26 protein-coding genes and 1 pseudogene are annotated in these 24,702 nt (G+C 68.7%); 11 read left to right on the top strand and 16 right to left on the bottom strand.

Going from position 1 to position 24,702, the window contains the following annotated elements; translation table 11 throughout:
• Positions 1-56: 56 nt before the first annotated feature.
• The 3 genes and pseudogenes from arcD to C474_RS04575 all read right to left on the bottom strand — a co-directional run bounded on the left by arcD (position 57) and on the right by C474_RS04575 (position 3,031).
• Complete coding sequence (gene arcD / locus C474_RS04585) at positions 57-1,511, bottom strand: arginine/ornithine antiporter ArcD (protein WP_008384441.1); 1,455 nt, start codon at positions 1,509-1,511, stop codon at positions 57-59.
• A gap of 261 nt (positions 1,512-1,772) precedes the next feature.
• A pseudogene (locus C474_RS04580) lies at positions 1,773-2,018 on the bottom strand (cation:proton antiporter); the annotation flags it as partial.
• Between the two features lie 236 nt (positions 2,019-2,254).
• The gene (locus C474_RS04575; protein WP_008384438.1) at positions 2,255-3,031 is read right to left on the bottom strand and encodes an NAD(P)H-hydrate dehydratase; all 777 of its coding nucleotides are present in this window, start codon (positions 3,029-3,031) and stop codon (positions 2,255-2,257) included.
• 154 nt (positions 3,032-3,185) lie between these two features.
• Between C474_RS04575 and C474_RS04570 the strand changes: the two genes are divergently transcribed.
• The 3 genes from C474_RS04570 to C474_RS04560 all read left to right on the top strand — a co-directional run bounded on the left by C474_RS04570 (position 3,186) and on the right by C474_RS04560 (position 6,268).
• Positions 3,186-3,428, top strand: coding sequence for a hypothetical protein (locus C474_RS04570; RefSeq protein WP_008384436.1), 243 nt, complete (start codon positions 3,186-3,188; stop codon positions 3,426-3,428).
• Positions 3,429-3,528: 100 nt separating this feature from the next.
• Positions 3,529-5,268 carry an alkaline phosphatase D family protein gene (locus C474_RS04565; protein WP_008384435.1) on the top strand — a complete coding sequence of 580 codons (1,740 nt, stop codon included), beginning with the start codon at positions 3,529-3,531 and terminating at the stop codon, positions 5,266-5,268.
• A gap of 157 nt (positions 5,269-5,425) precedes the next feature.
• Positions 5,426-6,268, top strand: coding sequence for an ion transporter (locus C474_RS04560; protein WP_049916718.1), 843 nt, complete (start codon positions 5,426-5,428; stop codon positions 6,266-6,268).
• 73 nt (positions 6,269-6,341) lie between these two features.
• On the opposite strand, the gene C474_RS22510 is transcribed toward C474_RS04560, so the two are convergent.
• Positions 6,342-6,515, bottom strand: a complete 174-nt coding sequence (locus C474_RS22510; protein ID WP_008384431.1) for a hypothetical protein — start codon at positions 6,513-6,515, stop codon at positions 6,342-6,344.
• Positions 6,516-6,605: 90 nt separating this feature from the next.
• Between C474_RS22510 and C474_RS04555 the strand changes: the two genes are divergently transcribed.
• Positions 6,606-6,971, top strand: a complete 366-nt coding sequence (locus C474_RS04555; RefSeq protein ID WP_008384429.1) for a DCC1-like thiol-disulfide oxidoreductase family protein — start codon at positions 6,606-6,608, stop codon at positions 6,969-6,971.
• A gap of 30 nt (positions 6,972-7,001) precedes the next feature.
• On the opposite strand, the gene C474_RS04550 is transcribed toward C474_RS04555, so the two are convergent.
• Positions 7,002-8,513 (bottom strand): lipase maturation factor family protein, encoded by a 1,512-nt coding sequence (locus C474_RS04550; protein WP_008384427.1) that lies wholly within the window; start codon positions 8,511-8,513, stop codon positions 7,002-7,004.
• 126 nt (positions 8,514-8,639) lie between these two features.
• Between C474_RS04550 and C474_RS04545 the strand changes: the two genes are divergently transcribed.
• Positions 8,640-8,921 (top strand): hypothetical protein, encoded by a 282-nt coding sequence (locus C474_RS04545; protein ID WP_008384425.1) that lies wholly within the window; start codon positions 8,640-8,642, stop codon positions 8,919-8,921.
• A 28-nt stretch (positions 8,922-8,949) separates the two neighbouring features.
• Here the strand turns inward: C474_RS04545 and C474_RS04540 are convergent, their stop codons facing one another.
• Positions 8,950-10,647, bottom strand: a complete 1,698-nt coding sequence (locus C474_RS04540) for a spermidine synthase (RefSeq protein WP_008384424.1) — start codon at positions 10,645-10,647, stop codon at positions 8,950-8,952.
• Positions 10,648-10,731: 84 nt separating this feature from the next.
• Here C474_RS04540 and C474_RS04535 point away from each other — a divergent pair, with 84 nt between their 5' ends.
• Positions 10,732-11,481, top strand: coding sequence for a sugar phosphate isomerase/epimerase family protein (locus C474_RS04535; RefSeq protein ID WP_008384421.1), 750 nt, complete (start codon positions 10,732-10,734; stop codon positions 11,479-11,481).
• 126 nt (positions 11,482-11,607) lie between these two features.
• Positions 11,608-12,423, top strand: coding sequence for a hypothetical protein (locus C474_RS04530; RefSeq protein ID WP_008384419.1), 816 nt, complete (start codon positions 11,608-11,610; stop codon positions 12,421-12,423).
• Positions 12,424-12,468: 45 nt separating this feature from the next.
• Here the strand turns inward: C474_RS04530 and C474_RS04525 are convergent, their stop codons facing one another.
• Complete coding sequence (locus tag C474_RS04525) at positions 12,469-14,487, bottom strand: ABC transporter ATP-binding protein (RefSeq protein WP_049916717.1); 2,019 nt, start codon at positions 14,485-14,487, stop codon at positions 12,469-12,471.
• A 152-nt stretch (positions 14,488-14,639) separates the two neighbouring features.
• Between C474_RS04525 and C474_RS04520 the strand changes: the two genes are divergently transcribed.
• Entirely contained in the window at positions 14,640-14,864 is a 225-nt protein-coding gene (locus C474_RS04520; RefSeq protein ID WP_008384414.1) for a hypothetical protein, read from the top strand.
• 18 nt (positions 14,865-14,882) lie between these two features.
• Here the strand turns inward: C474_RS04520 and C474_RS04515 are convergent, their stop codons facing one another.
• The gene (locus tag C474_RS04515; protein ID WP_008384413.1) at positions 14,883-15,611 is read right to left on the bottom strand and encodes a hypothetical protein; all 729 of its coding nucleotides are present in this window, start codon (positions 15,609-15,611) and stop codon (positions 14,883-14,885) included.
• A 57-nt stretch (positions 15,612-15,668) separates the two neighbouring features.
• Positions 15,669-16,061 carry a pyridoxamine 5'-phosphate oxidase family protein gene (locus tag C474_RS04510; protein ID WP_008384412.1) on the bottom strand — a complete coding sequence of 131 codons (393 nt, stop codon included), beginning with the start codon at positions 16,059-16,061 and terminating at the stop codon, positions 15,669-15,671.
• A gap of 78 nt (positions 16,062-16,139) precedes the next feature.
• Between C474_RS04510 and C474_RS04505 the strand changes: the two genes are divergently transcribed.
• Positions 16,140-16,664, top strand: coding sequence for a helix-hairpin-helix domain-containing protein (locus C474_RS04505; protein ID WP_008384411.1), 525 nt, complete (start codon positions 16,140-16,142; stop codon positions 16,662-16,664).
• 10 nt (positions 16,665-16,674) lie between these two features.
• On the opposite strand, the gene C474_RS04500 is transcribed toward C474_RS04505, so the two are convergent.
• The 6 genes from C474_RS04500 to C474_RS04475 all read right to left on the bottom strand — a co-directional run bounded on the left by C474_RS04500 (position 16,675) and on the right by C474_RS04475 (position 20,651).
• Positions 16,675-17,706: an NAD-dependent epimerase/dehydratase family protein gene (locus tag C474_RS04500; RefSeq protein ID WP_008384410.1), complete on the bottom strand. Its 1,032-nt coding sequence runs from the start codon at positions 17,704-17,706 to the stop codon at positions 16,675-16,677.
• Between the two features lie 41 nt (positions 17,707-17,747).
• Entirely contained in the window at positions 17,748-18,002 is a 255-nt protein-coding gene (locus tag C474_RS04495; RefSeq protein ID WP_008384409.1) for a hypothetical protein, read from the bottom strand.
• 177 nt (positions 18,003-18,179) lie between these two features.
• On the bottom strand, positions 18,180-18,584 hold the full coding sequence (msrB, locus tag C474_RS04490) for a peptide-methionine (R)-S-oxide reductase MsrB (protein WP_008384408.1): 405 nt from the start codon (positions 18,582-18,584) through the stop codon (positions 18,180-18,182).
• Between the two features lie 89 nt (positions 18,585-18,673).
• Positions 18,674-19,093 (bottom strand): hypothetical protein, encoded by a 420-nt coding sequence (locus C474_RS04485; protein WP_008384407.1) that lies wholly within the window; start codon positions 19,091-19,093, stop codon positions 18,674-18,676.
• Positions 19,094-19,096: 3 nt separating this feature from the next.
• Entirely contained in the window at positions 19,097-19,801 is a 705-nt protein-coding gene (locus tag C474_RS04480) for an RAD55 family ATPase (RefSeq protein WP_008384406.1), read from the bottom strand.
• 49 nt (positions 19,802-19,850) lie between these two features.
• On the bottom strand, positions 19,851-20,651 hold the full coding sequence (locus tag C474_RS04475) for an aldo/keto reductase (RefSeq protein WP_008384405.1): 801 nt from the start codon (positions 20,649-20,651) through the stop codon (positions 19,851-19,853).
• 150 nt (positions 20,652-20,801) lie between these two features.
• Here C474_RS04475 and C474_RS04470 point away from each other — a divergent pair, with 150 nt between their 5' ends.
• Positions 20,802-21,854 (top strand): NAD(P)/FAD-dependent oxidoreductase, encoded by a 1,053-nt coding sequence (locus C474_RS04470; protein WP_008384404.1) that lies wholly within the window; start codon positions 20,802-20,804, stop codon positions 21,852-21,854.
• A gap of 1 nt (position 21,855) precedes the next feature.
• Here the strand turns inward: C474_RS04470 and C474_RS04465 are convergent, their stop codons facing one another.
• Positions 21,856-23,610 carry a Rieske (2Fe-2S) protein gene (locus tag C474_RS04465; RefSeq protein WP_008384402.1) on the bottom strand — a complete coding sequence of 585 codons (1,755 nt, stop codon included), beginning with the start codon at positions 23,608-23,610 and terminating at the stop codon, positions 21,856-21,858.
• Positions 23,611-23,809: 199 nt separating this feature from the next.
• On the opposite strand from C474_RS04465, the gene C474_RS04460 reads away from it, so the two are divergent.
• The gene (locus C474_RS04460; RefSeq protein ID WP_008384400.1) at positions 23,810-24,601 is read left to right on the top strand and encodes a CehA/McbA family metallohydrolase; all 792 of its coding nucleotides are present in this window, start codon (positions 23,810-23,812) and stop codon (positions 24,599-24,601) included.
• Positions 24,602-24,702 lie beyond the last annotated feature (101 nt).

Here is a 24,702-nt window from a genome sequence, read left to right as displayed (position 1 = left end):
CGAGGCCGACTTTCTGTGGAGGCGTACTCGAACCGTGACTTCGAGGTCGGGACTCCTCAGTCGTCGACCGCCGCCGGCGACTCGGCGGGGTCGGCGTCGGCCGTCCCGTCGTACCGTCCGCCGAGGAGCGTCGTCGCGAACAGGACGAGGGGCGAGAGGAACGCAAAGAAGTAGTACGGAGCGTACGCGAGCGTCCCTACCCCGAAGACGGCGGACATGTAGACCGCGCCGGCGTGCCACGGGAAGAGCGCGCCCGTCGGGGTACCCGCAGATTCGATAGCCCGCGAGAGGTCCTCGCCGGCCAGCCCGTACTCGTCGTAGAGATTCCGGAGGGTGAGCCCCGGAACGACGATGCTCATGTACTGTTGGGCGGAGAACGCGTTGACGAGGATGGCCGAGACGCCGGTCCCGACGACCAGACTGCGCGGGCCGCGGACGGCCGACGCGAGCGAGTGGGCGAGCACGGCGAGGACGCCGGTTCGCTCGAGGAGTCCACCGAGCGCGAGGGCCGCGACGACGACCGAGATGGTCCAGGCCGACCCGGAGAGACCGCCGCTGGCCAGCAGGTCGTTCACGAGCGTCGTCCCCGTCTCGGGAGCCGTTCCCTCGAGGAAGACCCCCCAAGCGGCGGTGAACGAGCGACCCTGGACGAGAACCGTCGCGAAGGTGCCGGCGAAGACGCCGGCGACCAGCGTCGGGAGGGCGGAGACGCCGTAGAGCGCCAGCCCGAAGGTAACGACGAGCGGCAGGAAGACCAGCGCGGAGAGGTCGTAGGTCCCGGCGAGAGCACCCTGAATCTCGGCGACGCGGCCGACGGGAATCGTGCCGCCGGCTCGCAGCCCCAGAACCGCGTAGAGGAGGACCGAGAGGCCGAAAGCCAGGATCGTTCCGTTGCGCATCGCGCGGATGTGGTCGTAGAGGTCGATGTTGGTCACCGCGGCCGCGAGATTCGTCGTATCCGAGAGAGGCGACTGCTTGTCACCCGCGTAGGCGCCCGAGAGGATGGCGCCCGCGGTCATCGGGGCTGGCACGCCGAGACCCGAGCCGATGCCGATGAAGGCCACGCCGAGAGTGCCGGCCGTGGTCCAAGACGAACCGATCGAGAAGGCGACCGCCATCGCGAGCAGCGCCGTCGCCGGCAGGAAGACCTCCGGCGTCAACACCGCGAGCCCGTAGTACATGAGCCCGGGAATCGTTCCGGCGCTGATCCACGTCGAGATGAGCGCGTAGATGACGAACAGGATGAGGATGGCCTGTAAGCCCATCAGCAGGCTGTCCGCCAAGCCCTCGTAGAGGTCGTCCCACGAGTAGCCGAGCCAGTACTTGCCCACCGCGCCGGTTAGCACGATACTCCAGAGGAGCGGTCCGTGCGGGGCCAGTTTCAGATATCCGGAGCCGACGGCGAGGAACAGAACGACCCCGAGAACGGGGACCAGCGCCTGCAGAAGGGTCGGACGCTGCTCCGGCGGGAGGTCCTCGTACGTCAGTGGTTCGAGGTTTAGGGAAGGCACGTGTACCCGACATAATAACTTGAGGGTATTAAGAGAAATGATTTTATTCTCTCTGGGAATCGATATTGTTACCCTGAACCACGGTGGCGCGAGGCGTGAGGAGTGTGCTAACGGGCCGTTTGGGACGAGAGAGTGAGCTCCGCAGTCAGGGAGCAGCAGACGGAGGGATGAAACGAACACCGGAGAGTCGTATCTGTTCGTTTCGGCGGCGTGGGTGGCGGAGTGAACGGCGGAGACAGTTGTCTCAGAAGCGGCGTTCCCCTACTCCCCGTCGGCCTTTCCGGGCCACGTCACGGGTCCCAGGAACGGGATGCCGGTCCGCTCCGCCGCTCGCGAAATCATGTGCGCGCCGGTCGGCACCGTCAGGAACAGAAAGACGATACCGACGAGCGACGAGAGGCCGGCGCCTCCGGGACCGAAATACGCGAATCCGGCCAAAAGTATCGCGACCGTACCGATGGTCACGGGCTTGCTCGTCGCGTGCATCCGGTCGTACACGTTCGGTAGCCCGTGAGGTTGGGTGCCACTGATTTCGTCGACATCGGCCGAAGCCCGATTTCCAGCACGCGTTGTGTTCGGCCGCTACCGAGTCATCGAACCCTATTGCACAGTACCTGCTGACCGTTTCCGGCCGACGGAGGCCCGTCGCGAACTCTCCCCCCGCAGTGAGGCGAATCCACGCCGCACCGCGCGCCGAAATCGTCTGCGACCGCCGGCGCGGCCGAGGGGGTCGCCGTCCGCGCTCACTGCACCGTCTGCGGAATCTTCTCGATGATGTCCGTCGTGACGATGCCGTTGCCGCGTTCGACCGTCGCGAGTTCGCCCGCCTGGCCGACGATCCACGCCCCGAGTTCGGCGGCGTCGCGTCGGTCGAGACCCTGCACCAACAGCGCGGCGATGACGCCCGCCATCGTGTCGCCCGTTCCGACGACGGTCATCACCGGTGAGCCGGTGTCGTTCGTCGTTCGCTCGCCGTCGGCGACGATGACGTCCACGTCGCTCTTCGCGACGACGACGGCGCCCGTGGCGGACGTGAACGCTTCGAGCGACTCGTGTTCCTCCTCGATTCGGCCGACTTCGTTGTCGTCGGGCGTGACGACCGCATCCGAGAGGTCCGCGTTCAACAGGGGGTCGATGGCGTCGGCGTCGACGACGACGGGGAGGTCCGTCTCGTCGACCGTCCGCCTGACGGCGTCGGGGTCGGCGTCGACGAGGCCCGGTCCGAGGACGAGCGATTCGACCCAATCCGCGAGTTCGAGGGCGGACTCGACCGCCTCGTCGTCGTACTGTTCGCCCGCGTAGCGGTCCACGACGAGGTCCGGCGAGTGACTCGCGACGACCGAGTATATTTCCTCGGAGACGAGCGCCTTCGAGACGTCGCTGCCCGCGCGGAGTGCGGCCAGCGCCGTGAGCGACGGCTGTCCAGGGAATCCGACGCTGCCACCGATGACGCCGACGCGACCGGAGTCTCCGACCGTTCCGCCGCGCGCGTTGGGGAGCGACTGGAGCAGTTGACTCATGTGTCACCTCTTCGCCGCTCTGCCCTTTACCTACTGGGGCAGACACGGGACCGGCGCGACGGCGCCGGGCGAGAGACCCGACGGTCGACACGCGCGAGAGAGGAGAGTACGGGTGCCAGCAGGCCTTAGTGCCGGGCGGCCGACTATCTCGACCGTGACAGTAACTTTCACCGACGACGACGAGGGCAAGGAAGTCGTCGACGCCAGCGGGAACACGCTCGGACTGGTTACGAAGATAGACGGGGACACCGCGTACGTCGACCCCGACCCGAGCCTCGCGGACACCGTCAAGGCCGACATGGGATGGGGCGACGCCAACACCGACGACTACACGGTCGACAACACCGCCGTCGAGACGAAGGGTTCGGAGAAACTCCACCTGCGCGGCAACCTCTGAACGGCGCCGAAACCGACGGCGATCACGCCCCCGTTCGTCCGCCCGTCCATCCGGTCGCTCGGACCGAAACTCCCATCGCCCCGGCCGAGCGACGGACCCCATGGCCGGCGACTTCCCGCCGACGGCGGGGCACACCGACGACCACGGAACTCTCCTCTCGGAACTCGACTCCCACGATTTGGCGTTCGACGCGCGCGTCGGCGAGACGACAGACGAGGACCCCTTCGCGTTCGACCCCGACGCGGACCCCGACGAGACGTTCCCGCAGTCCGTCGCTAGCGGCGGGCCGACGCCGGAGGGCGTCGTCCTCTGGACGCGCGTCGCCCCCGACGCCTACGACCCGGAGTCGCCCCTCGCGGTCCGCGTCGCGGCCGACGAGGCGTTCGACGAGGTGGTCTTCGAGGGCGTCGTGACCGACGAAACGTCGGTTCGCGCGCACGACCACACGGTGCGAATCGACCTCGACGGTGAACTCGACCCGGGGTCGGCGTACCACTACCGCTTCGTCCACCGGGGCGTCTCCTCGCGCACGGGGCGGTGCCGGACGCTGCCCGCCGCCGACGCGTCCCCCGAGTCAGTCCGGTTCGCGGTGCTGGCGTGTCAGGACTATCAGAACGGCTACTACCCCGCGTACCACCGCGTCGCCGAGGCGGACGTGGACTTTCTCGTCCACGTCGGCGACTTCGTCTACGAGTCCAGCGCCGGCGACTTCAAAGGGCTCGGGTCGTACGAGTACGAGGGCAGGGACCTCGCGTTTCCGAGCGGCCACGACCGGGTCCAGTCGCTCGACGACTACCGCTACCTCTATCGGACCTATCGCCGAGACCGGTTCCTCCAGGAGGCGCTCGAATCGCACACGCTCGTCGTCGGCTGGGACGACCACGAACTCGTGAACGACGTCTACTGGGACCGGCGGGCGGACGCGCCGTCGGGCGACCACCCGCGCGCCGACGACCCCGAGTTCATGACCGGGTTGGTGGCCGACGCGATGCACGCGTGGTGGGAGTATCTGCCCGCGCGGGTGTCGTACGACCCCGAGGGCGAGTCGCTGCAGGAGCGGTTTCAGCTCTGGCGCTCCTTCGAGTTCGGCGACTTGGTCACGCTGGCGATGACCGACGAGCGACTGTACCGCGACCCGCCGCGGGAGGCGATACCCACGCCGGACAACGTCGGCCCGCAGTACGAACCGCCGGGGCGGACGATGCTGGGCGAAGAGCAGCGAGACTGGCTGATACGAACCGTCACCGAGTCGGCGTCGACGTGGACCGTCTGGGCCGACGAGGTGCTCACGGTGCCGTTCCGTCTCGGGTCGGGACCGCTCTCGGTGTTTCCGGTGCAGGGCGGCTGGGACGGCTACACGCGCGAACGGCAGCGAATCACGGAGGCCATCGGCGCGGCCGACGTCGACAACTTCGTGACGCTCACCGGCGACATGCACTGCTACGTCGCCGCCTACCAGCAGACTTCCTACCCCGGACGCGTGTCGGGCGGCAAGGGCGTCGCGCAGGGCGAACGCATCGGCGTGGAGTTCATGACGCCCGCGATAACGTCGCTGAACGTCGCCGAAGCGCTCCACCTCACCCGCGGCCTGCGCGGCCGCCTCACCGAACCCCTGCTCACGACCCTCGTGACGGCGATGAACCCGCACATCGAGTTCTTCGACAGCCACAACTGGGGGTACTCCGTCGTCGAGTTCACGCGCGAGGACTGCACCTACGTCGGCTACGCCGTCGACAAAACCGAGAACTCCCCGGACGCCGACCGGCACGTCGTCGCCGCCTACCGCGTCCCCGAGGGCACTGTGGAACTGGAGGACGTGACAGACGAGTTCGAGGCGTGAGCGCCGACTGACGGCGAACGTACGAGCGCTACGTTCCCGCGCGCTCCGACCGCCAGCGTTTCTGTCATTCCGGTCGTTTCATCGCTCGCCGTGACCCCGCCGTCGGGAGCGGCCGTCATCTGAAAAGCCCATCTACCGTGAGTTCCAACTGCCGACGATGACTGACCACGCGGCGGGGGTGCCGAACGGTCTCCGAGAGCGGGTGCGCTTCTACCTCCTCGACCACCGGACGCCGACGGGCAAAACCATCGACATCGCGCTGCTGGCGCTGAACGTGGTGTTCGTCGGCATCTTCGTCGTGCAGACGTACGCCCTCTCGGCGGCGACCCGGTCGCTGCTCTGGAACGCGGAGGTCGCCGTCGCGGCCGTGTTCTTCCTCGAATACGCGCTCAGACTGTACGGCGCCCGGGACCGCGTCGCCGAGTTCACCGACCCGTACACCGTGGTCGACCTGCTGTCGGTCCTGCCGACGCTTGCGGTGCTCTTTCTCCCCATCCCCGTAATCGTGACGACGGTCGGATTCCTGCGCGCCATCCGCATCGTCCGCGTGCTGCGGTTCTATCGGTTCACGCGGGACGAGGAGTTCTTCTTCGGCACCGTCTCCGTCCAGTCGCTCCGAGTGACGAAACTGCTCTTGACGGTCCTCGTCCTGTTCTTCCTCTCGGCGGGACTGTTCTACGGCGTCGAAGCCGGGACGAACCCGAAAATCGGGAACTTCGGCGACGCGTTCTACTACGTCGTGGTCGCTCTCACCACCGTCGGCTTCGGCGACATCACCCCCGTCACGCAGGCGGGACGGTGGGTGACCGTCGCCGCGGTCCTCGCCGCGATCATCCTCGTCCCGTGGCAGGCGAGTAAGATCGTCCGCGAGTGGACGGGACGGGAGACGGTCGACGTCACCTGCCCCGACTGCGGCCTCACGGGCCACGACCACGACGCCTCCCACTGCAAGGCCTGCGGACACGTCATCTACCAGGAGTTCGACGCGCACGAGCGGTAGCCCCGCGGTCGGATTCGCGCCGTTTTCGCCTCGATCGGGGGTTGACGGTCCCACCTCTCCCGGTGTCGCGCCGTCAACCGCCGACGTCGAGTTCGCGCCAGACGCCGTCCGCGAGGGCAGCGACGCCGACGAGGACGAGTGCGACGCCCGCCGCCCATAGCGGTCGTTCGCCGGGGAGAGCGACCGCCCAGAGTCCCGCGACCAGCGCCACGCCGCCGCCGACGATGCGTCGGACGAACCGTTCCATACGCGCCCGTCTCGCCCCCGTCGGGAAGTTCCACCGCCCGCGGCGTGCCGAGAGACACAGACTTTCCGTCTCCGGCCCCAACCCCCGCGCATGACCGAAGCGACGTTCGTCTACGACGACGACTGCGGCTTCTGCACGTGGTGTGCCGACTGGCTCGACGGCAACGCGGACGTGCGAATCGTCGGCTTCTCCGACATCGACGCCTCGCTCCGCGACCGGCTTCCGCCGGTGTACGAGAACTGCGCGTACCTCCTCGTCGGCGATGAGCGGTACTCCTGCGGCGCCGCGATAGAGGAGGCGCTGCTCCGAACCGAGTACGGGTCGCACGCCCGTCCGCTCGCCTCGGCGCTCAGGGAGTACGGCGCCTACCGGAACGCCCGCGAGTGGGCGTACCGCCGCGGGGCGGACAACCGCGACCTTCTCGGGAAAATCGTCTCGAAGCCGACGCGGGCGTGAGACCGGGAACCGGACGAGGAAAGCCGCCCCTCACCGGGTCGTCGCCGGCCGCCGAATCGCCCGCTGCCCCCTGCGCTCGAACTCCCGGCCGGAGACGGGGGCGACGTAGGTGCCGAGTCGCTCGCGGCGCCACCACTCGCCCGTCTCGGCCCGCTCCGCCGGCGTCGTGAACCGATAGCGGTAGCGGAACACGCGAACCCGCTCCGGCGGGTCGCCCTCGAACGGGTTCTCCCCCAAGAGCGACAGCGTCGCCTCGTCGCCGTCGAGGAGGCCGGCGAGGAACGGCGCGACCCACCGCTGGCGGGGGCCGGGGCGGGGCCGCATCGCGGCGAACCAGAGCTGCCAGTCCAGTCGGAGGTGGTACGGCGCCCACTGCGGCGGTCGCTCGTCCGTCCGCACGGGCTGTCCCGCGAACTTGTAGGCGGTCCAGTCGCTCTCGCTCGGGTCGTCGGCGTTCGTCCCCTCGACGACCAGTTGGTAGCGCTCTCGCGTGACCGACCCGAACGCGCCGTAGGTGTTGACGAGGCTGAGCGGGTCGAACGACGTGTTCATCGCCTGAGACTCCGAGAGGAGGTTCGTGACGGGGCGAACGCTCAGCGCGAGGACGACGAGAGCGACGAGCCACGCCGCGATTCGGAGGGGAAGCGGTGCGGGCGCGACCGTCGGCGCCGCGAGGGAGACTCCGGGGAGGAGCGAGGCGGCACCCGTCAGCACGCCGTCGCTGAACGTCGCTATCGCCTGCACCGCCGAGAGCGCGTTCAGCCACGAGAAGTTGCCCGAGACCATCAGCCACAGTTGAAAGGCGATGGTGGCGACGCCGCCTATCGCCGCGTAGGGTTGCGGCGCGAAGAAGAGAAACGGGACGGCGAGTTCGACGACGTGGTTGCCGAGCGCTTCGAGGCGGTGGAACCGCTCGGGGAGGTGGTGGACGTACCAGCTTCCGGGGTTCGGCATCGGCTGCGTCTCGTAGTGGTAGTCGAGGCAGGTCAACTCGCGCCAGCAGTCGTCGCCGCGAATCTTGATGAGGCCCGCACCGAATATGTTGCGGAACAGCACCCACTTCAGGAGCCACATCACGACGACGGGCGGACCGCTCGGCCCCGCGCCGAGGAAGACGGCGAGAAAGCCCGTCTCCAACAGCATCGACTCCCAGCCGTAGCCGTAGAACACCCGGCCGGCGTTGACGAAGGAGAGGTACAGCGCCCACATCGCACCCCAAAGCAGCATCGACGCGGGGACGGCGTACGGGTCGGGGAGCCAGTAGGGGACGCCGAGGAGGGCGCAGACGGCGAGGGCGACGCCCGTCCACGCCGCCGCGCCGACGACCCGGTCGTCGGGAAAGAGATGAAAGAGACTCGGTCGCTCGCGGAACGCCGTTCGGTCGACGTACTCGTCGAGGGGGAGCAGGCCGTCCTCGCCCGCCAGCGCCCGGAACTGCCGCGCCGCGACGAGGAAGGCGACGACGTAGACGACGGCGAGCGCTCGCTGGAAGACGAGGCGCACCAGCCAGTAGCTCTCGGTCCACGCGAACGCGTCCGGCACGTCGGGGCGTGCGCGGGGCGGCGGCTAATGGTTGGCGGCGGACGGGAAAGGGCGCGGGGCGACGACCGGTCCGACGGTCTCGCCGCGGCCCGTTCACTTTACCCGCGGGCGGCCGTCCGTCCCCCCATGAGCGAACGCGAGGAACCCATGGAGTTCGAGGAGGTCAAAGAACAGGCGGCCGCGGCGGTCCGAGACAGCGATGCCGAGTCGGTGTACGTCGGCCTCGTCGGCGACAACGTCGACGACGAGTACTACTTCGCCAACGACGTGGACGAAGAGGAGTTACAGGAGATGGCCACCCGCCAACTCGGCATGCTGGCCCGCGTCCTCTCCCAGCAGTCGGGCGCGAGCATCGACCAGGTGGCGCAGCACGCCGCCGAGACGGCGAAGAAGATGAACCTGCGGTAGCGCGACGCGACTGGAGGACGAGCGGAGACTACCGGGCGAACCCGCCGCCGACCGTCGCCGCTTCGCGCGCGGCGGGCGTCCACGGCGTCTCCGCGGACGCCGTCGGACCGAGCGACCGCGCGGCGAGGGACTCGCGGTCGGCCGCCGTCCCGATCGTCGCGTTTCCGGCGTCAGAGGAGTTCGACGCGTTCGACTCCTGCAGGACGTAGCGCTGGCCGACCATCGGGTCGAGCAGGCTATCGACGGGCGCCCTGTCGTCGCGGAGGAGGGGTACGTCGTCGGTCGGCGGCGCCTCGCGGTAGTTCCGTATCTCGCTCGACAGGTCGATTCCTATCTCGCGCTCCGCGTTCCGCGCGAGCAGTTCCTCCTCGGTCAGTCGGGCGTCGTTTTTCGTAGCCACGACTTCGATGTTCTGCACGACGGTGCCGCCGGCCGTCGGGAAACTGTACACCCGCGGGAACGCCCGCGATATCGTCTTGTACTCCGCTCGGTAGAACTGCGAGGCCGGCCCGGAGGGCGCCGAGATGAGGTTCGCGAAGAGCACGCCGTCCTCGTCGAGTCGGTCGTTCGCGAGTTCCATGAACTCGACCGTCGTCAACTCGAACGGCACCTTATCCTTGCGGTAGGCGTCGAGGACGATGAGGTCGTACGTCTGGTTGGTCTCCTGCAGGTACTGTCTGCCGCCCCGGGTGTAGACGTTCAGCCGTTCAGACTCCTCGACGGAGAAGTACCGCTTCGCCGTCGAGACGACTTCGGGGTCTATCTCCACCACGTCGACGGTGACGTTCGGGTAGTCGCGGACGAACCGTTTCGGCCCGGTGAACCCGCCCCCGCCGACGAACAGCACCCGGTCGACGTCGTCGGTCATCAGGAGGGGGAGATGAAAGTAACGCGTGTAGTCGAACACGTGGCGGTAGGGCTCTTCGAGATCCATCGCGCTGTGTCGCTGGCCGTCGAGGTAGAGCGTCCGCACCTCGCCGCTGTCGACCACGCGGAGCTCCTGATACGGCGTCTGCGTCTCGTAGACGACGCGGCCCTCGACGCTGAGGCCGGCCGCGCCGCTCCCGGCGGCCGCGAGGAGTAACAGGACGACGAACGCGCTGGCGACGGCGTGGTCGCCGTCGGCGCGCGGGCGAACGAGGACGAGCGCCGTCCCGACCGAGAGCAGGCCGAAAACGAGCGCTATCTGAGTTATCCCCAACGACGGGACGAGAAAGTACGTCGTGGCGAACGCGCCGACGATGCTCCCGACGGTGCCGAGAGCGTACACGTGCCCCGACGCCTCGCCGACTCCGTCCTTCGCGGACAACTGCGCCGCGTACGGGCTGACGTACCCGAGGAAGAACGTGGGCGGGCCGAACAGGAGCGTGATGGCCGGCAGCGACGCGAACCGACTCGGGAGCGGGAAGCCGGCCGACGCGCGCAACAGCAGGTCGCCGAGGAAGATGAGACCGGCGACGTACGCCCCCGTCAGGAGGAACACGCGGGCCATCCGGCCGTTCGTCGCTCGCTCGGCCGCGAGTTTGCCGCCGCGGTGATAGCCGTAACTCAGCGCCGCGAGGAAGACGCCGATGATGCTGCCCCAAGTGTAGATGCTGCTGCCGAACTGCGGCGCTATCATCCGACCGGCGAGAATCTCCAACCCCATGCTGGCGACGCCGGAGACGAACACCGCCAGTTCGGGCTTCGTCAGTCGGAGGGCCCCGAGGGAGCGGGTCGAACTCATTGGAGACACCAAGGGCCGTGACGTGTTAACTGTTGGACGGCGCGACGCGCGAACAGTTTTCCCCCGTCGCGCGCAGGGGAAAGCATGACCGGGGACTACGCCGTCGGCGTACAGACCGTCGTCTTCCAGCACCGAACGCTCGAGGAACTGCTGTCGGACCTCGCGGAGACGGGTATCGACGCCGTGGACCTCTGGGAGGGGCACCTCTCGGCCGACGACGACGAGGAGACCGTCGCGGCCGCCGAGCGAGCCCTCTCGGCCGCCGGCGTCTCCGTCTGCGGATACGGCGTCGTCGACATCGAGGACGCCGAGCAGGTCCGCGGCTACGTCGCGTTCGCCGACCGACTCGGGGCGTCGTACCTCGCGGTCAACTACCCGCCGGACCGCGACGACGTCACGGAGGCGCTCGTCGAAGCGGCCGCGGAGTTCGACGTCGACGTCGCCGTCCACAACTACTCGTCGGTCCACCACGACGACCTCTCGGCCGTCTTCTCGTCCATCGACGACGTGCGCGCCGTGCTGGAGCGCTACGACGACCCGCGACTCGGCGTCTGCGTCGACACCGGCCACTTCCTCGTCGAGGACGTGGACCCCGAGGACGTGATTCGAGAACTCGGCGACCGAATCGTCGCCGTCCACCTGAAGGACACCACCGAGGCGGAGATTGAGGACCTGCCGGGGGCGGGACGGTTGGACCTGCCCACCCTCGTCGCTCTCTTGGACGAACACGCCGACCTGACCGCACCGCTCGTCGTCGAGTACGAACTGCCGGAAGATCGGGCTGTGGCGGCGCTTCGGGAGGCCGAGGCGAACGTCAGAGCGGCGCTGGAGTAGCGGAGACGAGTTCGCGGGACTGCGCCGGGACGGGCGCCGACGCCGTGTCGGGTGTGGCACGCAGAAACACGCGTCCGCGCGCAGGTGCGAGAGTTTAATACAGCCAGTCGACATATTATCGCTCGAATGGGGAGTCAGCGGGAACGGTACAACGGGAGTCTCGACGTGTTGCACGGGCGGGCGGTGGTGACGCCCCTCCCGGACGAGGACGCAGAGCGGGAGTTCCACCGGAACATGATGCGGGTAGCGGACGCTCAAGAGCGGAAGGCCGCGATGCTCGCGGACCCGGACGTGCCGCTTCTGGAGGCGTACGAACGCGAGATGGAGGAAATCGCAGACACCTATCGAAACCGACTACGGAGCGTCGCGGGCGAGGACTACGAGTCTGTCGCCTTCGCCTACGCGCGCGGCGAACGCGACGACGCCGTCGGAGCCATCGCGGCCTACTACCTCGAAGGCATCTGGCGGATGCAGCAGCGCATCACCGTCTTGGACATGCTCTTTTTCCCGATAATCCTCCGCTACCCGGACTGCTTCACGGTCAACCTCCGGTTCGCGGCCGGCCACCGGACGACGCGGTCCGTGCTGTACGAGTCGCCCGAACACCTCACCGAGCGACTGGAGGCGGAGCACGCCGCGACGTACGCCGAGGAGAGCCTCTACACCCAGCGCGAGGCGGCGAAACTCGTCGAGGAGACGGCGGAGATACTCCGCGAGGAGTTCCCCCACCCCGACGAGGCGCCGTTCGAGGAACGGAGGTACGGCGGCATCGTCTGCGCCGGCGGCCGGAAGGACACGGTGTTCTCCTCGATGCTCGAACGGGTCGAACCCGACCCGGACCGCTTCGCGGAGGCGCCGACCGAACCGGGTCTCGTGGAGTCGGGGCCGGAGGCCGAACGGACCGAACGGGAGTTGCTCCCCGAGGGCGCGTTCGTCCTCTGAGGGCCGGACGCGAGGACCCGCGTCCCGGCGTCCGTTCACTCCCCGTCACTCCCCGCCGTCGCTCTCCAGCGCCGCCCGCCGCGCGATGGCCGCCTCGAAGAACGACTCGGGCAACGAGTCGATGTCTCCGGCCTGCACCCGCCAGAGGTTGGCGTACAGTCCGTCCTCGTCGAGCAGTTCCTCGTGGGTTCCGCGTTCGACGATTCGCCCGGCTTCGAGGACGAGAATCTCGTCGGCGTCCTTCACCGTCGAGAGTCGGTGGGCGATGGCGACGGTGGTCCGGTCGGCCGCGAACTCGTCTAAGCTCCGGCGGATGAGCGCCTCCGTCTCGGTGTCGACGTGGCTCGTCGCCTCGTCCAACACCAAAATCGCGGGCTCTTTCAGGAACGTCCGCGCGAGGGCGACGCGCTGGCGCTGGCCGCCCGAGAGCTTCACCCCCCGCTCGCCGACCAGCGTGTCGTAGCCGTCGGGCAGGTTCTCGATGAACTCGCGGGCCGCCGCCCGTTCGGCCGCCGTCCGCACGTCCTCGTCGGAGGCGTCGCCGGACGACGTCCGGCGGCTCGCCGAGGTTTCCTCGGCGACATCAAACGTGCCGTAGGCGATGTTCTCGCGGACGGTGCCGTAGAACAGGAACGGCTCCTGTGAGACGTAGCCGACCGCCCGGCGCAGACTCGACAGCGTCACGTCGCGTACGTCCCGGCCGTCGACGCGGACGACGCCCTCGTCGGGGTCGTACAGACGGACGAGCAGTTTCACGAGCGTCGACTTCCCGCTCCCCGTGGGGCCGACGACGCCGACGGTGTGTCCCGGTTCGACCGAGAACGACACGTCCCGGAGGACCGGGGTCGGGGCCGGAGCCGACGCGGACGGGGTATCGTCGCTCTCGCCCTCGCTCTCCGCGTCGTACTCCGTCTCGTACCCGAACGTCACGCCCTCGTAGTCGATGCGGCCCGCGACGGCGTCCAGCGGGGCGGCGTCGGGTCGCTCCGTCACCGCTCGTTCGGCGTGGAGCAGGCCGTACACGCGGTCGCTCGACGCCTTCGCGCGCTGGTAATTGTTGACTATCTGCCCGAACTGCGCGAGCGGCCAGATGAACTGCTGGGTGTACAGCATGAACGTGACGAACTCCCCGGGCGAGACGGCGCCCGAGAGGAACGCCGGCGGTCCGTTCAGCACCCAGAACGCGCCGACGGCGAACGTCGCGGCGAAGCTCAGTCCCGAGATGACCGCGAGACCGGGGAAGAACGTGATGCGCGTCCGGATGGCGTCCCAGTTGGCGTCGTAGTACGAGCGGGACGCCTCGCGAACGCGGTCGAGTTCGTACCGCTCGGTGTGTTCGGTCTTTATCACCTCGATGCCGCTGACGTTGTTCTCCAGTCGGGCGTTCAACTCGCCCACGGTCCGCCGCATCCGGGCGTACTTCGGCTGGACGCGCCGAACGAACAGGAGCGTGAAGACGGTCAACAGCGGCACCGCCGCCATCGACACCAGCGCCAACCACGGGTTCAGCGCGGCCAGCACGAGGCCGACGCCGACGACGAGGGCGACGAGTCGGAGCGCCGAACTGACGCCGTCGGTCAGGAACGACTCCAGTTGGTTCACGTCGTTGTTCAGCACCGACAGCAGTTCGCCCGTCCGCGAGCGGTCGAAGAACGCGCGGTCCTGTAGCTGCAGCCGCTCGTAGGCGTCGACGCGGAGCGCGTGCTGGATGTTCTGTGCGAACCGGTTCCAGCCGTAGCTCTGGAGCCACGACGCCGCACCGCCGAGGAGCGTCGCCGTCAGCAGCACGCCGACGGTGAGCCACACCTGCCCGCCGGGCGCATTCGGGAGCCACGAGTCGGGGACGAACGGGAACCCGAAGGGGCGTGTCCCCAGCAGAATAGCGTCGATCGCCAGCCCCAACACGAGCGGCGGAACGAGTCCCGTCGCTCGGGAAAACAGCGCCATCACCGTGCCGAGAATCGCGTTGCCGCCGTTGTCGCGGCCGTACTCGGCGTACAGCTGCCACATCGACCCACCGTCGGGGGCGGGAGGGGCGGCCGGCGCTTCCGCCTCGCTCGTCACGTCAGCCCTCACCGCCGGCGCCGCGCGTCAGAGTCACGTTCGAACCGAGTCGCCCGAGCTATATAGCGCGCTCGTCGGCGCCGCGCTCGACCGACCCGGCGGCGCCCGCGGGCAGGGTAAACGGTTTGTCCGCGGTGTGCGAGGGGCGAACGATGTCGCTCACCGGCGCGCCCGCCATCAGACGCAACACCGCGGCGGGGGCGGTCTGTGCGACCCTTCTCGTCGCCGTCGCCGAGTTCCTCGTTCCCGCCGTCTTCGAGGGCGCGGCGTACGCGACGGCCCGGTACGCGCTGGCCCTGCTCGCGTTCGCCCTGTGGATGACGTGGTTCGTCCTCACGGGCGTCGCGGTGCTGGCCGACGACGAGTCGGGGGAGTAGCCAGGTGACCGAAGACCCTCAGACCGACCCCGTCCGTTCGACGGCCGCCTCGAACGCGTCGAGGAAGGCCGGGTCGTACGACTCCGCGACGTGCTCGACGTTCCAGAGCCCGGAGGCGCGAATCTTCGCGCTCCGCGCGTAGTTTCCGAGCCAGTCGCTCCGCCGCGGGTCGACCGGGGAGCGGTCGTAGTTGCTCAGCAGGGCGACGAGGTTGCGTTCGAGGTGCGCTCGGTCGCTGTCCGGTCCCGGTTCGTCGTCCACGTCGACCCAGAGAAACGGCTGGTCGCGGAGGAACGCGCTGACGCGGCGTTCCAGCGGGTACTCCTCGTCTCGCACCTCGCTCCGCTCGCGGTCCGCCGGAACCCGCGTCGTCCCCCAGTCGGGGTACCGGTCGTGAAGCGCGTACCGCTCGACGAACGCCTCGCCGACGCGGCGGCGGTAGACGGAACCGCGGTGGTTGCCGCCGTGCGGGTGCGCCGAACTGCCCGCGCCGGTGCCGTAGTGCTGTTTCAATCGGTCCCACATCGTCGTCGAACTCCCCGTCGAGACGGCGTGCGTGCCGACGCGCGTCACCCGGCGCGCGCCGCTAAACGCCCGCGTCTCCCCCGGCGCGAGGAAGAGGTACACCCCGCGGTCGGGCCAGTCCATGTAGCCCGTGCAGTCGCCGAGGCGGCGCGCGCCGCCGACCCGCGCGTCGAGGCGGCCGAGGAGGGCGTACAACCTATCCAAGTCCGCGCGCCTGTCCATCGCTACGGGACGTCTATTCACCGCATCTGATAAAAGCGTTCGTCGGCCGGCGCTCGCTCAGTCGTACGCGCTGTGCGTCGCGGTGCCGACGTCGACGCGGACGAGGACGTTCTCGGACCACGCGTCCTCCTCGGCGCCGTACTTTCGGTTTATCCGCCGCGTCGCCTCCCGCGTCTCCGCCTCGTCCTCGACTATCTCGGTCGTCCCGAGGAGCGTCACCGCCCACTCGGCGCGCCCGCCCTGGTCCTTCTGCACCGACAGGGAGACGCGGGGGTTCTCGCGCAGGTTCCGCAGTTTCGTCCCCGTGGTGACGATTTCGACGATGCCGTCCTCGTAGCGGTACCAGACGGGCGCGACGTGGGGTCGGCCGTCGCGGCACGTCGCCAGGTGCGCCATCAGCGGTTCGCTCGTCAGCAGTTCCTCCACCTCGTCGGGCACGTCGGCGGCCATACCTCCTCGACGAGGGCCGAACGGGAAAGTCCTCCCGCCGCAGGGCGTTTACGGGCCGGCGACCTACTCGTACCCGATATGGGAGACGATGACGCGGCCGAGTCAGAGATGTACGCCGTCACGAAGTCCGGACTGACGGTCGAATGCGAGAATTTCAAAGCGATAGACGGGGGCGTCCTGCTCTTCGAGGATACGAAGCGAAAGCGCGTCTCGGGGTTCGTCCCGCACGGGGAACTGAAGTACGTCCTATCCGCCGACGCGACGACGCGGACGGGCGAGAACGTCTGGGACGCCGCGGCGTCGGAAGACGACTCCGAGGCGCCGGAATCGTCGTCGTCGACCGTCGAGGACGGCTTCCGCAGCGAACTGACCGTGCTCGGCGGTCTCGGGGAGACGTACGCGGAGCGACTCCACGAGGAGGGCATCGACTCGCTGTCGTCGATACGCCGCGCCGACGCCGCGCGCGTGGCGACAGCGGCGGGCGTCCCCGAGAGCAGGGCGAACCGCTGGATAGACGCCGCGAACGACCGGGACGAGGGGGCGAGTTCGGAGCGACAGGCCAACGCGGAGACATCGGCGGAGGACGAGGCCGGCGACGTCTGAACCCGAATCATCAGGCCTCTTCGGCGTCGAACGACGCGACGAACTCGTCGGTCGACTCGCGCCACGCCGCCGCGAGTCGGTCCTCGAACTCCCGTTCTCCGAGGGCGTCGACCTCGTCGCGCTCGTCCAACCACTCGACCGTCCGCCTCGCCCCGGTTCGGAAGTCGACGGTGTACTCGAACCCGAGGTCGCGTTTCGCCTTCGAGTTGTCGAAGACGGTGCTGTACCGGAAGTGGTCGCGGAGCATCTCCGTCCGGTCGGGCGCGACGACGCGGAGCACGTTCGTCGGGACGTGAACGAGGTCCGGGTCGGGCGCGTCGAGGGCCTCGGCCACGCGCCGGTGGTACTGGTTCCACGTCATCGTCTCCTCGCTGGTGACGTTGTACGCCTCGCCGGCCACCGTCTCGGCGTCCGCCTCCACGCTTCCGACGAACGCGCGGGCCACGTCGTCGCGGTGGCACGGCCCCCACAGCGAGGTGCCGTCACCGTGGACGACTATCGGCCGCCCCTCGCGGACTCTGGAGATATAGGAGGAGTCCGTCCCGAACGTGTGCAGGAGCGTTCCACCCTCGCCGTAGGTGCTCCACGGGCGCAGAATCGTCACGTCGAAGGCGTCGCCGTCGGCCGAGAAGAACACGTCCTCGGCGGCTATCTTCCCCGCGGCGTAGTCGCTGACCGGGGGGTTCCGCGGCGCGTCCTCGTCGACGGGGTTCGACGGCGGCGGCCGGTGGTAGACGTCGATGGTCGAGCAGAAGATAAAGCGGTCGACACGGCCCTCGAACGCGCGGACCGCGCTCTCGGCGTCGTCCTCGGAGAAACACACCATGTCGATGACGGCGTCGGGGGCGGGTTCGAGTTCCCGCATCTCGCGCTCGAACGCCTCGTAGTCCGTGCGGTCGACGTGGACCTCGCGAATCCCGTCGGGAACGTCGGCGTCCGTCTCGCCGCGCGTGACCGTCGTCACGTCGTGGCCCGACTCGACGAGTTGCCGCGTGATACCCGTGCTGATGAGACCGGTGCCGCCGACGAGAAGGACGTGCATACCGCGAGTGTTCGCGGCGAGGACAAAAATCGGTCGTCCGGTCAGGTCCGACCGCGGGCGAGGACGAGCATCTCGCCGAGGAACGCCCACGTCAACCCGACGAGGACGAGTCCGGCGCCGACGACGACGGGCCGCCCGTCGAACGTCGCCCCCGAGGAGACGAGCGTCCACGCCGTCGTCTCCGAGAGGAACGCCTCGGCGGGGTAGAGCACGCCGGCCGCGACGGCGAGGAACCCGAAGAACACGAGTCCGTACGCCGAGAGCGACAGCGTCCGCCCGGAGGTGCCGTGAGTCATTGCGGAACCACTCGCCGGGCGAGTATTCAGTATAAACGCGGTATCCCGGGCGAATTCGGCCGTTACGCCGCGTTACGAGCGCGGTAACGCGGACCGACTCCGCGGGGTGGGACGGAGACTCGCTCTCCGGACGGGGAGCGAGCGTCGGAACGACGGCTTAACGGCCGGTTCGGCGCGTCACTCCTCGGGGGCGAAGTCGAGGGCGACGGAGTTGATGCAGTAGCGCTTGCCGGTCGGGTCGGGGCCGTCGTCGAAGACGTGGCCGAGGTGGCCGTCGCAGTTCTTGCAGGTGACCTCGATACGGCGCATCCCGTGGCGGGTGTCCGTCTCCGTCTCGACGGCGTCGTCGTTCGCCGCGAAGAAGGCGGGCCATCCGCACCCCGAGTCGTACTTCGTCTCGGCCTCGAACAGTTCGGCGCCGCACCCCGCACAGCGGTAGACGCCGTCTTCGTCGCGGTCGAGGTGCTCGCCGCTGAAGCGGGATTCCGTCCCGCGTTCGCGGAGTATCTCGTACTCCTCGTCCGTAAGTCGCTCGCGCCACTCGTCGTCGCTCGTCGGAACGTCCGAACCCTGTCGGGACATACTCGACCGTAGGCGTCCGACACCGAAGAATCCACGGTCGGCGACGAGCGACGAACGGCGAGCAGCGAGCGGCAGATGGCGGCCGGGTCTCAGTCCTCGCGGCGGAGGAACTTCGGCAGTCTGAGCCGTTCGAGGTCGTCGACGTCGAGTTCGAGCATCGACGCCCGTCCGATGGCGTCCGGGAGGTGCTGTCCCGGTTCGTCGTCGGCGTCGGCATCGGCGTCCGTCTCGGGGTCGACCGTGATTCCCTTCGCCTCGATGAGCGCCTCCCACGTCTCCGCGTCGGAGTCGTACTCCTCGCGGTGGTCCCGGACGGCGTTTCGCCCCTCGGCGTACGCCAAGTCGAGGACGCTCCGCTGGTACGCTGTGGTGGCCATCCGGAGGATGCGCGTACGCTCGGCCTCGTATTCGTGGCCTAACTCGGCGGCGGTGCCCAGCGCGTACATCCGACGGAGGGCCTCCTCGGCACTGAGCGAGTCCCAGTCCACGTCGAAGGCGCGTTCGTACATGGCTCAGAAGTCCACGTGGTCCATCGGGTCCACGCTCAATCCCTCGTCCGTGAACGTCAGCGACCGGATGTCACAGTCGATGTTCGTCCCCCGCATCTTCACCACCTGAATCCCCCGCGTCATCCCCGTCGCTTCGAGGTAGTTGTGGAAGAAGATGACCCCGTGAGCGAGGAAGTGCTCGTCGGAGTAGGAACTCGGGTCGGTCATCTCGGAGATGAGAAGCGTCGTCGCGTCCCCCTGCTTCAGCGCGGTCAGAAACCGCGTCATCTCCTGGTCGTCGCCGGTGAACAGCAGTTGGAGCAGCATCGTCGAGTCGATGACGAGGCGGTCCACCTTGCGCGAGTTCACGAACGCGACGATTTTGTCCGTCAGGCTCTGCACGCCCGAGGTGTTCCCGCTCCCCGAAAACTGATTCAGGACGTGCTTGCCTTTCTGGCTGGCGAGATTGATGAACCGGAACTGGTCCGACGAGGTGAGCGTCTCGAAGCCGAACTCGTAGCTCGACATGTCGTTGACGAGTTCCTCGCGCGTCTCGTGCATCGTTATATACATACAGTTCTCCCCGTTTCGTAGTCCCTCGGCGACGTACTGGGCGGTGAACGTCGTCTTCCCACTTCCCGGAGGACCCGACAGCACGTAGAGTCGACCGGGGAGGAACCCCCCTTGGATGAGGTGATCGAAACCGCTGACCCCACTCGGAATCCGCATACTCCTATTCACTATATTATGACTTATAACCGTTCCGGGGAATTCGCCGTCACTCCGGAAATAGCTCTCGCTCCCGACCGACGCCGTCGATTCGCGCCACGTCGGCCCCGTCGAGTTCGAGCGTCGTCGCCGCCGCGAGGTTGGCGCGGAGGTGCGACTCCGAACTCGCCTTCGGGACGACGGCGCACCCCTTCTCGCGCGCCCACGCCAGCGAGACGGCGTGAGGAGTGGTGTCGTGTTTCTCGGCCACGGCGACCACCTCCTCCACCTCCGAGACGAGGCCGCCGGCCATGGGCGAGTAGGCGACGACCGCCTCGCCGTGCTCTCGGGCGTCCTCGAGCAGTTCCGGTCGGTTGAACAGCGGGTGGAACTCCGTCTGGTGGGCGGCTATCGGCGCGTCGAGGTGGTCGCGCGCCGCGGCGAGTTCCTCGACGGTGAAATTGCTCACGCCGACGTGGCGAATCAGCCCCTCCTCGCGGAGGCGGTCGAACGCCGCGAGCGTCGTCTCCGGGTCGTAGGCGTCGATGGGGCGGTGGACGTACAGCAGGTCGACGTACTCCGCCCCCAACCGGTCCAGACTCTCCCGCGCGCTGGAGAGCACGTCGTCGTGCGCGAGTTTGTCGGCCCACACCTTCGTCGCGAGGAACACCTCCTCGCGCGGCACGTCCGCGGCGGCCACGGCGTCGCCGACGACCGACTCGTTCCCGTATATCTGCGCGGTGTCGACGTGGCGGTAGCCCATCTCCAGCGCCGTCGTGACCGCGCGCGCCTCCTCGGCGGTGTCGAGGCCCATCGTCCCGAGTCCGACGGCGGGAATCTCCGCATCGCCGACCGTCCCGTGTTCGTTCATACGCGAGTCGGCGTCGGCGCGGGTAATAGACCCCCGGATTCGCGCGGGGTCGAGAGCGCGAAGGCCCGCGGGCGCTACTATGAAGCGGGGACGGTCCTAAGCCGCGTTCGTGAGCGACAGGACGACACCGGACGACGGCGAGACGAAGCGATGACCCCCCGCGTCGGCATCGTCGGCGCGGGCGCGGCGGGCGCCGGGGCGGCGTACGCCCTCCGCGGGGCGGACGCCGAGGTGACGATACTGGAGAAGAGCCGCGGCGTCGGCGGGCGCGCCGCGACGCGGAGGAAGAACGACTGCCGCTACGACCACGGCGCCAACTACGTGAAAGAGGGTGACGAGCGGACCGAGTCACTGATTCGGGACCTCGGCGAGGAGGGGTTGGTCGACGTCGAGGAACCCGTCTGGATATTCGAGGGCGACGGCGAGATACGCGAGGGCGACGACGACGAGGCGCACAAGTGGACGTGGACGGAGGGCATCACCCAGTTGGGCAAGCGCCTCCTCGACCGGACGGACGCCGAAGTGCGAAAGGGAACCCGCGTCGAGCGAATCGCCCGCGAGGGGGCGGACGTCGGGTCCGAGCGGTCGACGTGGACCCTCACCGACACCGACGGCGCGACGCACGGGCCGTTCGACGCCCTCCTCCTGACGCCGCCCGCGCCGCAGACGGCCGCCCTCTTGGAGGCGACCGAGTGGGACGACGACCGACTCGGGGCCCTGACCGACGCCGTCGCCGACGTGGAGTACCGCACCATCCGCACGTTCGTGCTGAACTACCCGTTCCGCGAGGCGTTCCCGTGGTACGGCGCGGTCAACGTCGACGACGGCCACGAGGTGGGGTGGCTCTCCCGCGAGGAGTGCAAGGACGGACACGTCCCCGACGGGGAGAGCCTCCTCGTCGCGCAGATGGCGCCCGACTGGTCGGCCGACCGCTACGACGACCCCCTCGAGGAGGCGGGCGCGGACGCCGCGAAACTGGTCGCCGACCTGCTGGACGACGAGCGGTACGCCGACCCCGAGTGGGTCGACGACCAGGGCTGGCGCTACGCCTTGCCGGAGAACGGCGCCGACGGGGAGGCGGTTCGGAGCGCCGAGGACGCCGGCCTGTTCTTCGCCGGCGACTGGACGGTCGGCGAGGGGCGCGTCCACCGGGCGCTCTGGAGCGGTCACGACGCCGGCGAGCGAATCGCCGAACGCGACTGACTTACTCGCTCCCGCCGTCGACGTGTAGCTTCTCGCCGCGTTGCAACCGCGCGGCGATGGTGAACGTCTGCTCGCGTTCGCGCCGCGTCGGGAAGTGCGCGCCCAGGTAGCGCGCGACGGCGACGAGGAGCGTCCGAATTTCCTCGGGGTCCTCGCGGAGACGCGCCTGCGCGAACCCGGCTTCGAGCGCCTGGTAGGTGTGGAAGCCGGCGTCCTCGCGCAGGAGGGCCGCGCCGAGTCGCTCGCGGAGCAGTGCCGCGTCGCCGCCGCAGTCGAGAAAGTGCGCGGCGCGTTCGCCCGCCTCGTTCACCTCGCCCTCCGCGTCGAACGTCTCGACGAGAGCGTCGAGGTGCGCCGACGGGTCGGCGTCCGGGTCGGACGCGGGGTCGGGAAGCGGCGCGGGCGGCGTGTTGAGAAAGCGGTCGAGGTAGACGTTCGCCGCGGCGTCGAACACGCCGCGATAGAGGTCGGTCGACTCGGTCCGCCGGGCTAACTGGTGGACGGCGTTCGCGTAGGTGAACGTGTGGTGGACCGTGTTCCAATCGGAGAACTCGTTGACGGTGGCGAACCGGGCGACGCGCGTCGCGGCGGCGAACGCGACTTCGCCCGCCAGTGCCTCGACGGACGCGCCCCCGCGAATCGCGTCTTCGAGCGCTTCGACGACGGCGTCGGGGTCCTCGGCGAGCAGCGTCTCGGTGAAGCCGTCGGGCGCCGACCAGTTCGACTCCGAGCCCTCGGCGACCAGCGAATCGAGGTCCGAAAACGTCCCCTCCAGCATCGCCGCGAGGTCGACCGGTTGCCGCCACGAGGAGGTCTCCTCGGCGCGCGAGGCCGCCGCCAGTCCGTCGACCAAACTCGGCAGGACCGCCCCGGCGTGCTCCCAGCCGACGCGGTCCAGGGCCTCGCACGCTTTGTTCACGAAGTCGAGCGCGTGGCCCGCGTCGAGGTAGCGGTGGTCCGTCGCCGCCGCGGCCAGCATCTCCGCGAGGCGGGCGTCGTCGGCGCCGTTCGCTATCGCGGTTCGGAGCACTCGCTCCGCGCCGTCGGCGTCGCGAACCTCGACGTTCTCGCGGAACCACTCCTTCAGGCGGGCGAAGGGGACGTCGTCGGTGTCGAACGGTTCCTGGTCGAACCGCGGCGGTTCGCCCGCGCAGTCGTCGCCGACGTGGACGAGCCCCTGATACAGCGCCCGCTTGCGGTCCTCCGCCGCGAGGTCGGAGAGGACGTTCCGCATGGCGGCGAGGATAGTCAGTCCCGGCCCCCACCCGCTCTCGCGGTAGCGCGCGCCGAAGCGCACCCCGCGCTCCGTTATCTCGTCTTCGGAGACGCCGGCGTCGACGAGGCCGATGGCGGACTTAGCGACGACGAGGCGGAGGTTCTGTTCGAGGCCGTCCTCCAGTCGCGTCGACCAGTGTTCGGCGGGCGGCGCGTCCGGTTCGGGATGCGGGTCGACGTAGACGCTCCCGTCGCGCACCTCGACGGGGAACGTCCGCACGTCGTCGGCCCACGGGTCGAACGTGTCGCCACAGGAGAGTTCGAAGCGGGCGTGGTGCCAGTGGCACGTCAGCACGCCGTCCTCGACGCTGCCCTGCGACAGCGGAAAGCCCATGTGCGGACAGCGGTTGTCGACGACGCGCACCTCCCCTTCGTGGTGGAAGAGCGCGAGCGAACGGCCGTCGACGGTGGTCTGCACCCGCCCCGCTCGTTCGAGTTCGTCGACGGGGACGACTTCGCGGAATCGGTCTGTCGAACTCATGAGTGACGATAGCACGCACCGCGAGGTAAGCGTTCGCCGACGCTTGTCATAAAAAGTTCTGATAATTCAGGAATTGGACGAAGTGTCCGTCCACTGCAGAGAACCGTCAGGTCGCCGGCGTGGACCGCTACGCCGGAACCGTGGCCCGTGTTGTCATACGCTCCGAGGGTTTTTTGTCCGAGAACGCGAATGTTCTCGTGTGTCTCTTACCGTCCGTATCGACCCCCACGTCCACTCGGAAGCGTCGTACGACGCGGACGACCCCGTGGAGCTGATACTGGAGCAGGCCGCCGAAATCGGCCTCGACGCCGTGGTCATCACCGACCACGACGTCGTCCACGAGTCGGTCCGCGCGGCCGAGTTGGCCCCCATGTACGGCCTCGTCGGCATCCCCGGCGTCGAAGTCTCCACCGCGGACGGCCACCTCCTCTGTCTCGGCATCCGAGAGATGCCGCCGCGGCAGGCGCCGATGAAGGAGACGGTCGAGTGGGTGCGCGACCGCGGCGGCGTCGCCATCGTCCCGCACCCGTTCCAGCGGAGTCGCCACGGCATCCGGAAAAAGCGCCTGCGCGGCGTCGACCCCGACGCCATCGAGGTGTACAACTCGTGGCTGTTCACGGGGTGGAAGAACCGCCGCGCGCGCCGGTTCGCGAAGGGTCGCGGCTACCCCGGCGTCGCCGGTAGCGACGCGCACAAGGTGGGGTACGTCGGACGCGCCTACACCGAGATAGACATCCCGAACGCGACGCGCGCGGAACTCTCCGAGGACGTCGTCCTCGACGCCATCCGCGGCGGGTCCACCCGCGTCGAGGGCCGCCGGACGCCCATCCCGACTAGCGCGCGCCACTACGCCGGCGCGGGCGCCCGTAAGAGCGGCTACTTCGCCAAACGGGGCGCCCTCAAGAGCGGGTCGCTCGCGAAGACCGGCGCCGCGCAGATGGCGCAGACGCTCTACCGCGTCTCGCCGTTCTCCTGGTCGTTCTCGCGGTAGTCGTCTTCAGTGTCGAAGCTGCTTATTCTGTCAGCCGATAGAACGGATTGGTGCCCTTCAACGCGACGGGCGCGAGTCGGGATTTCAGCACGGAGAACTCC

The organism is Halogeometricum pallidum JCM 14848, from assembly GCF_000337095.1.
Classification (GTDB): Archaea; Halobacteriota; Halobacteria; order Halobacteriales; family Haloferacaceae; genus Halogeometricum; species Halogeometricum pallidum.
The sequence above is the reverse complement of the archived record's forward strand: the minus strand, read 5'-3'. Positions and strand labels throughout refer to the sequence as shown.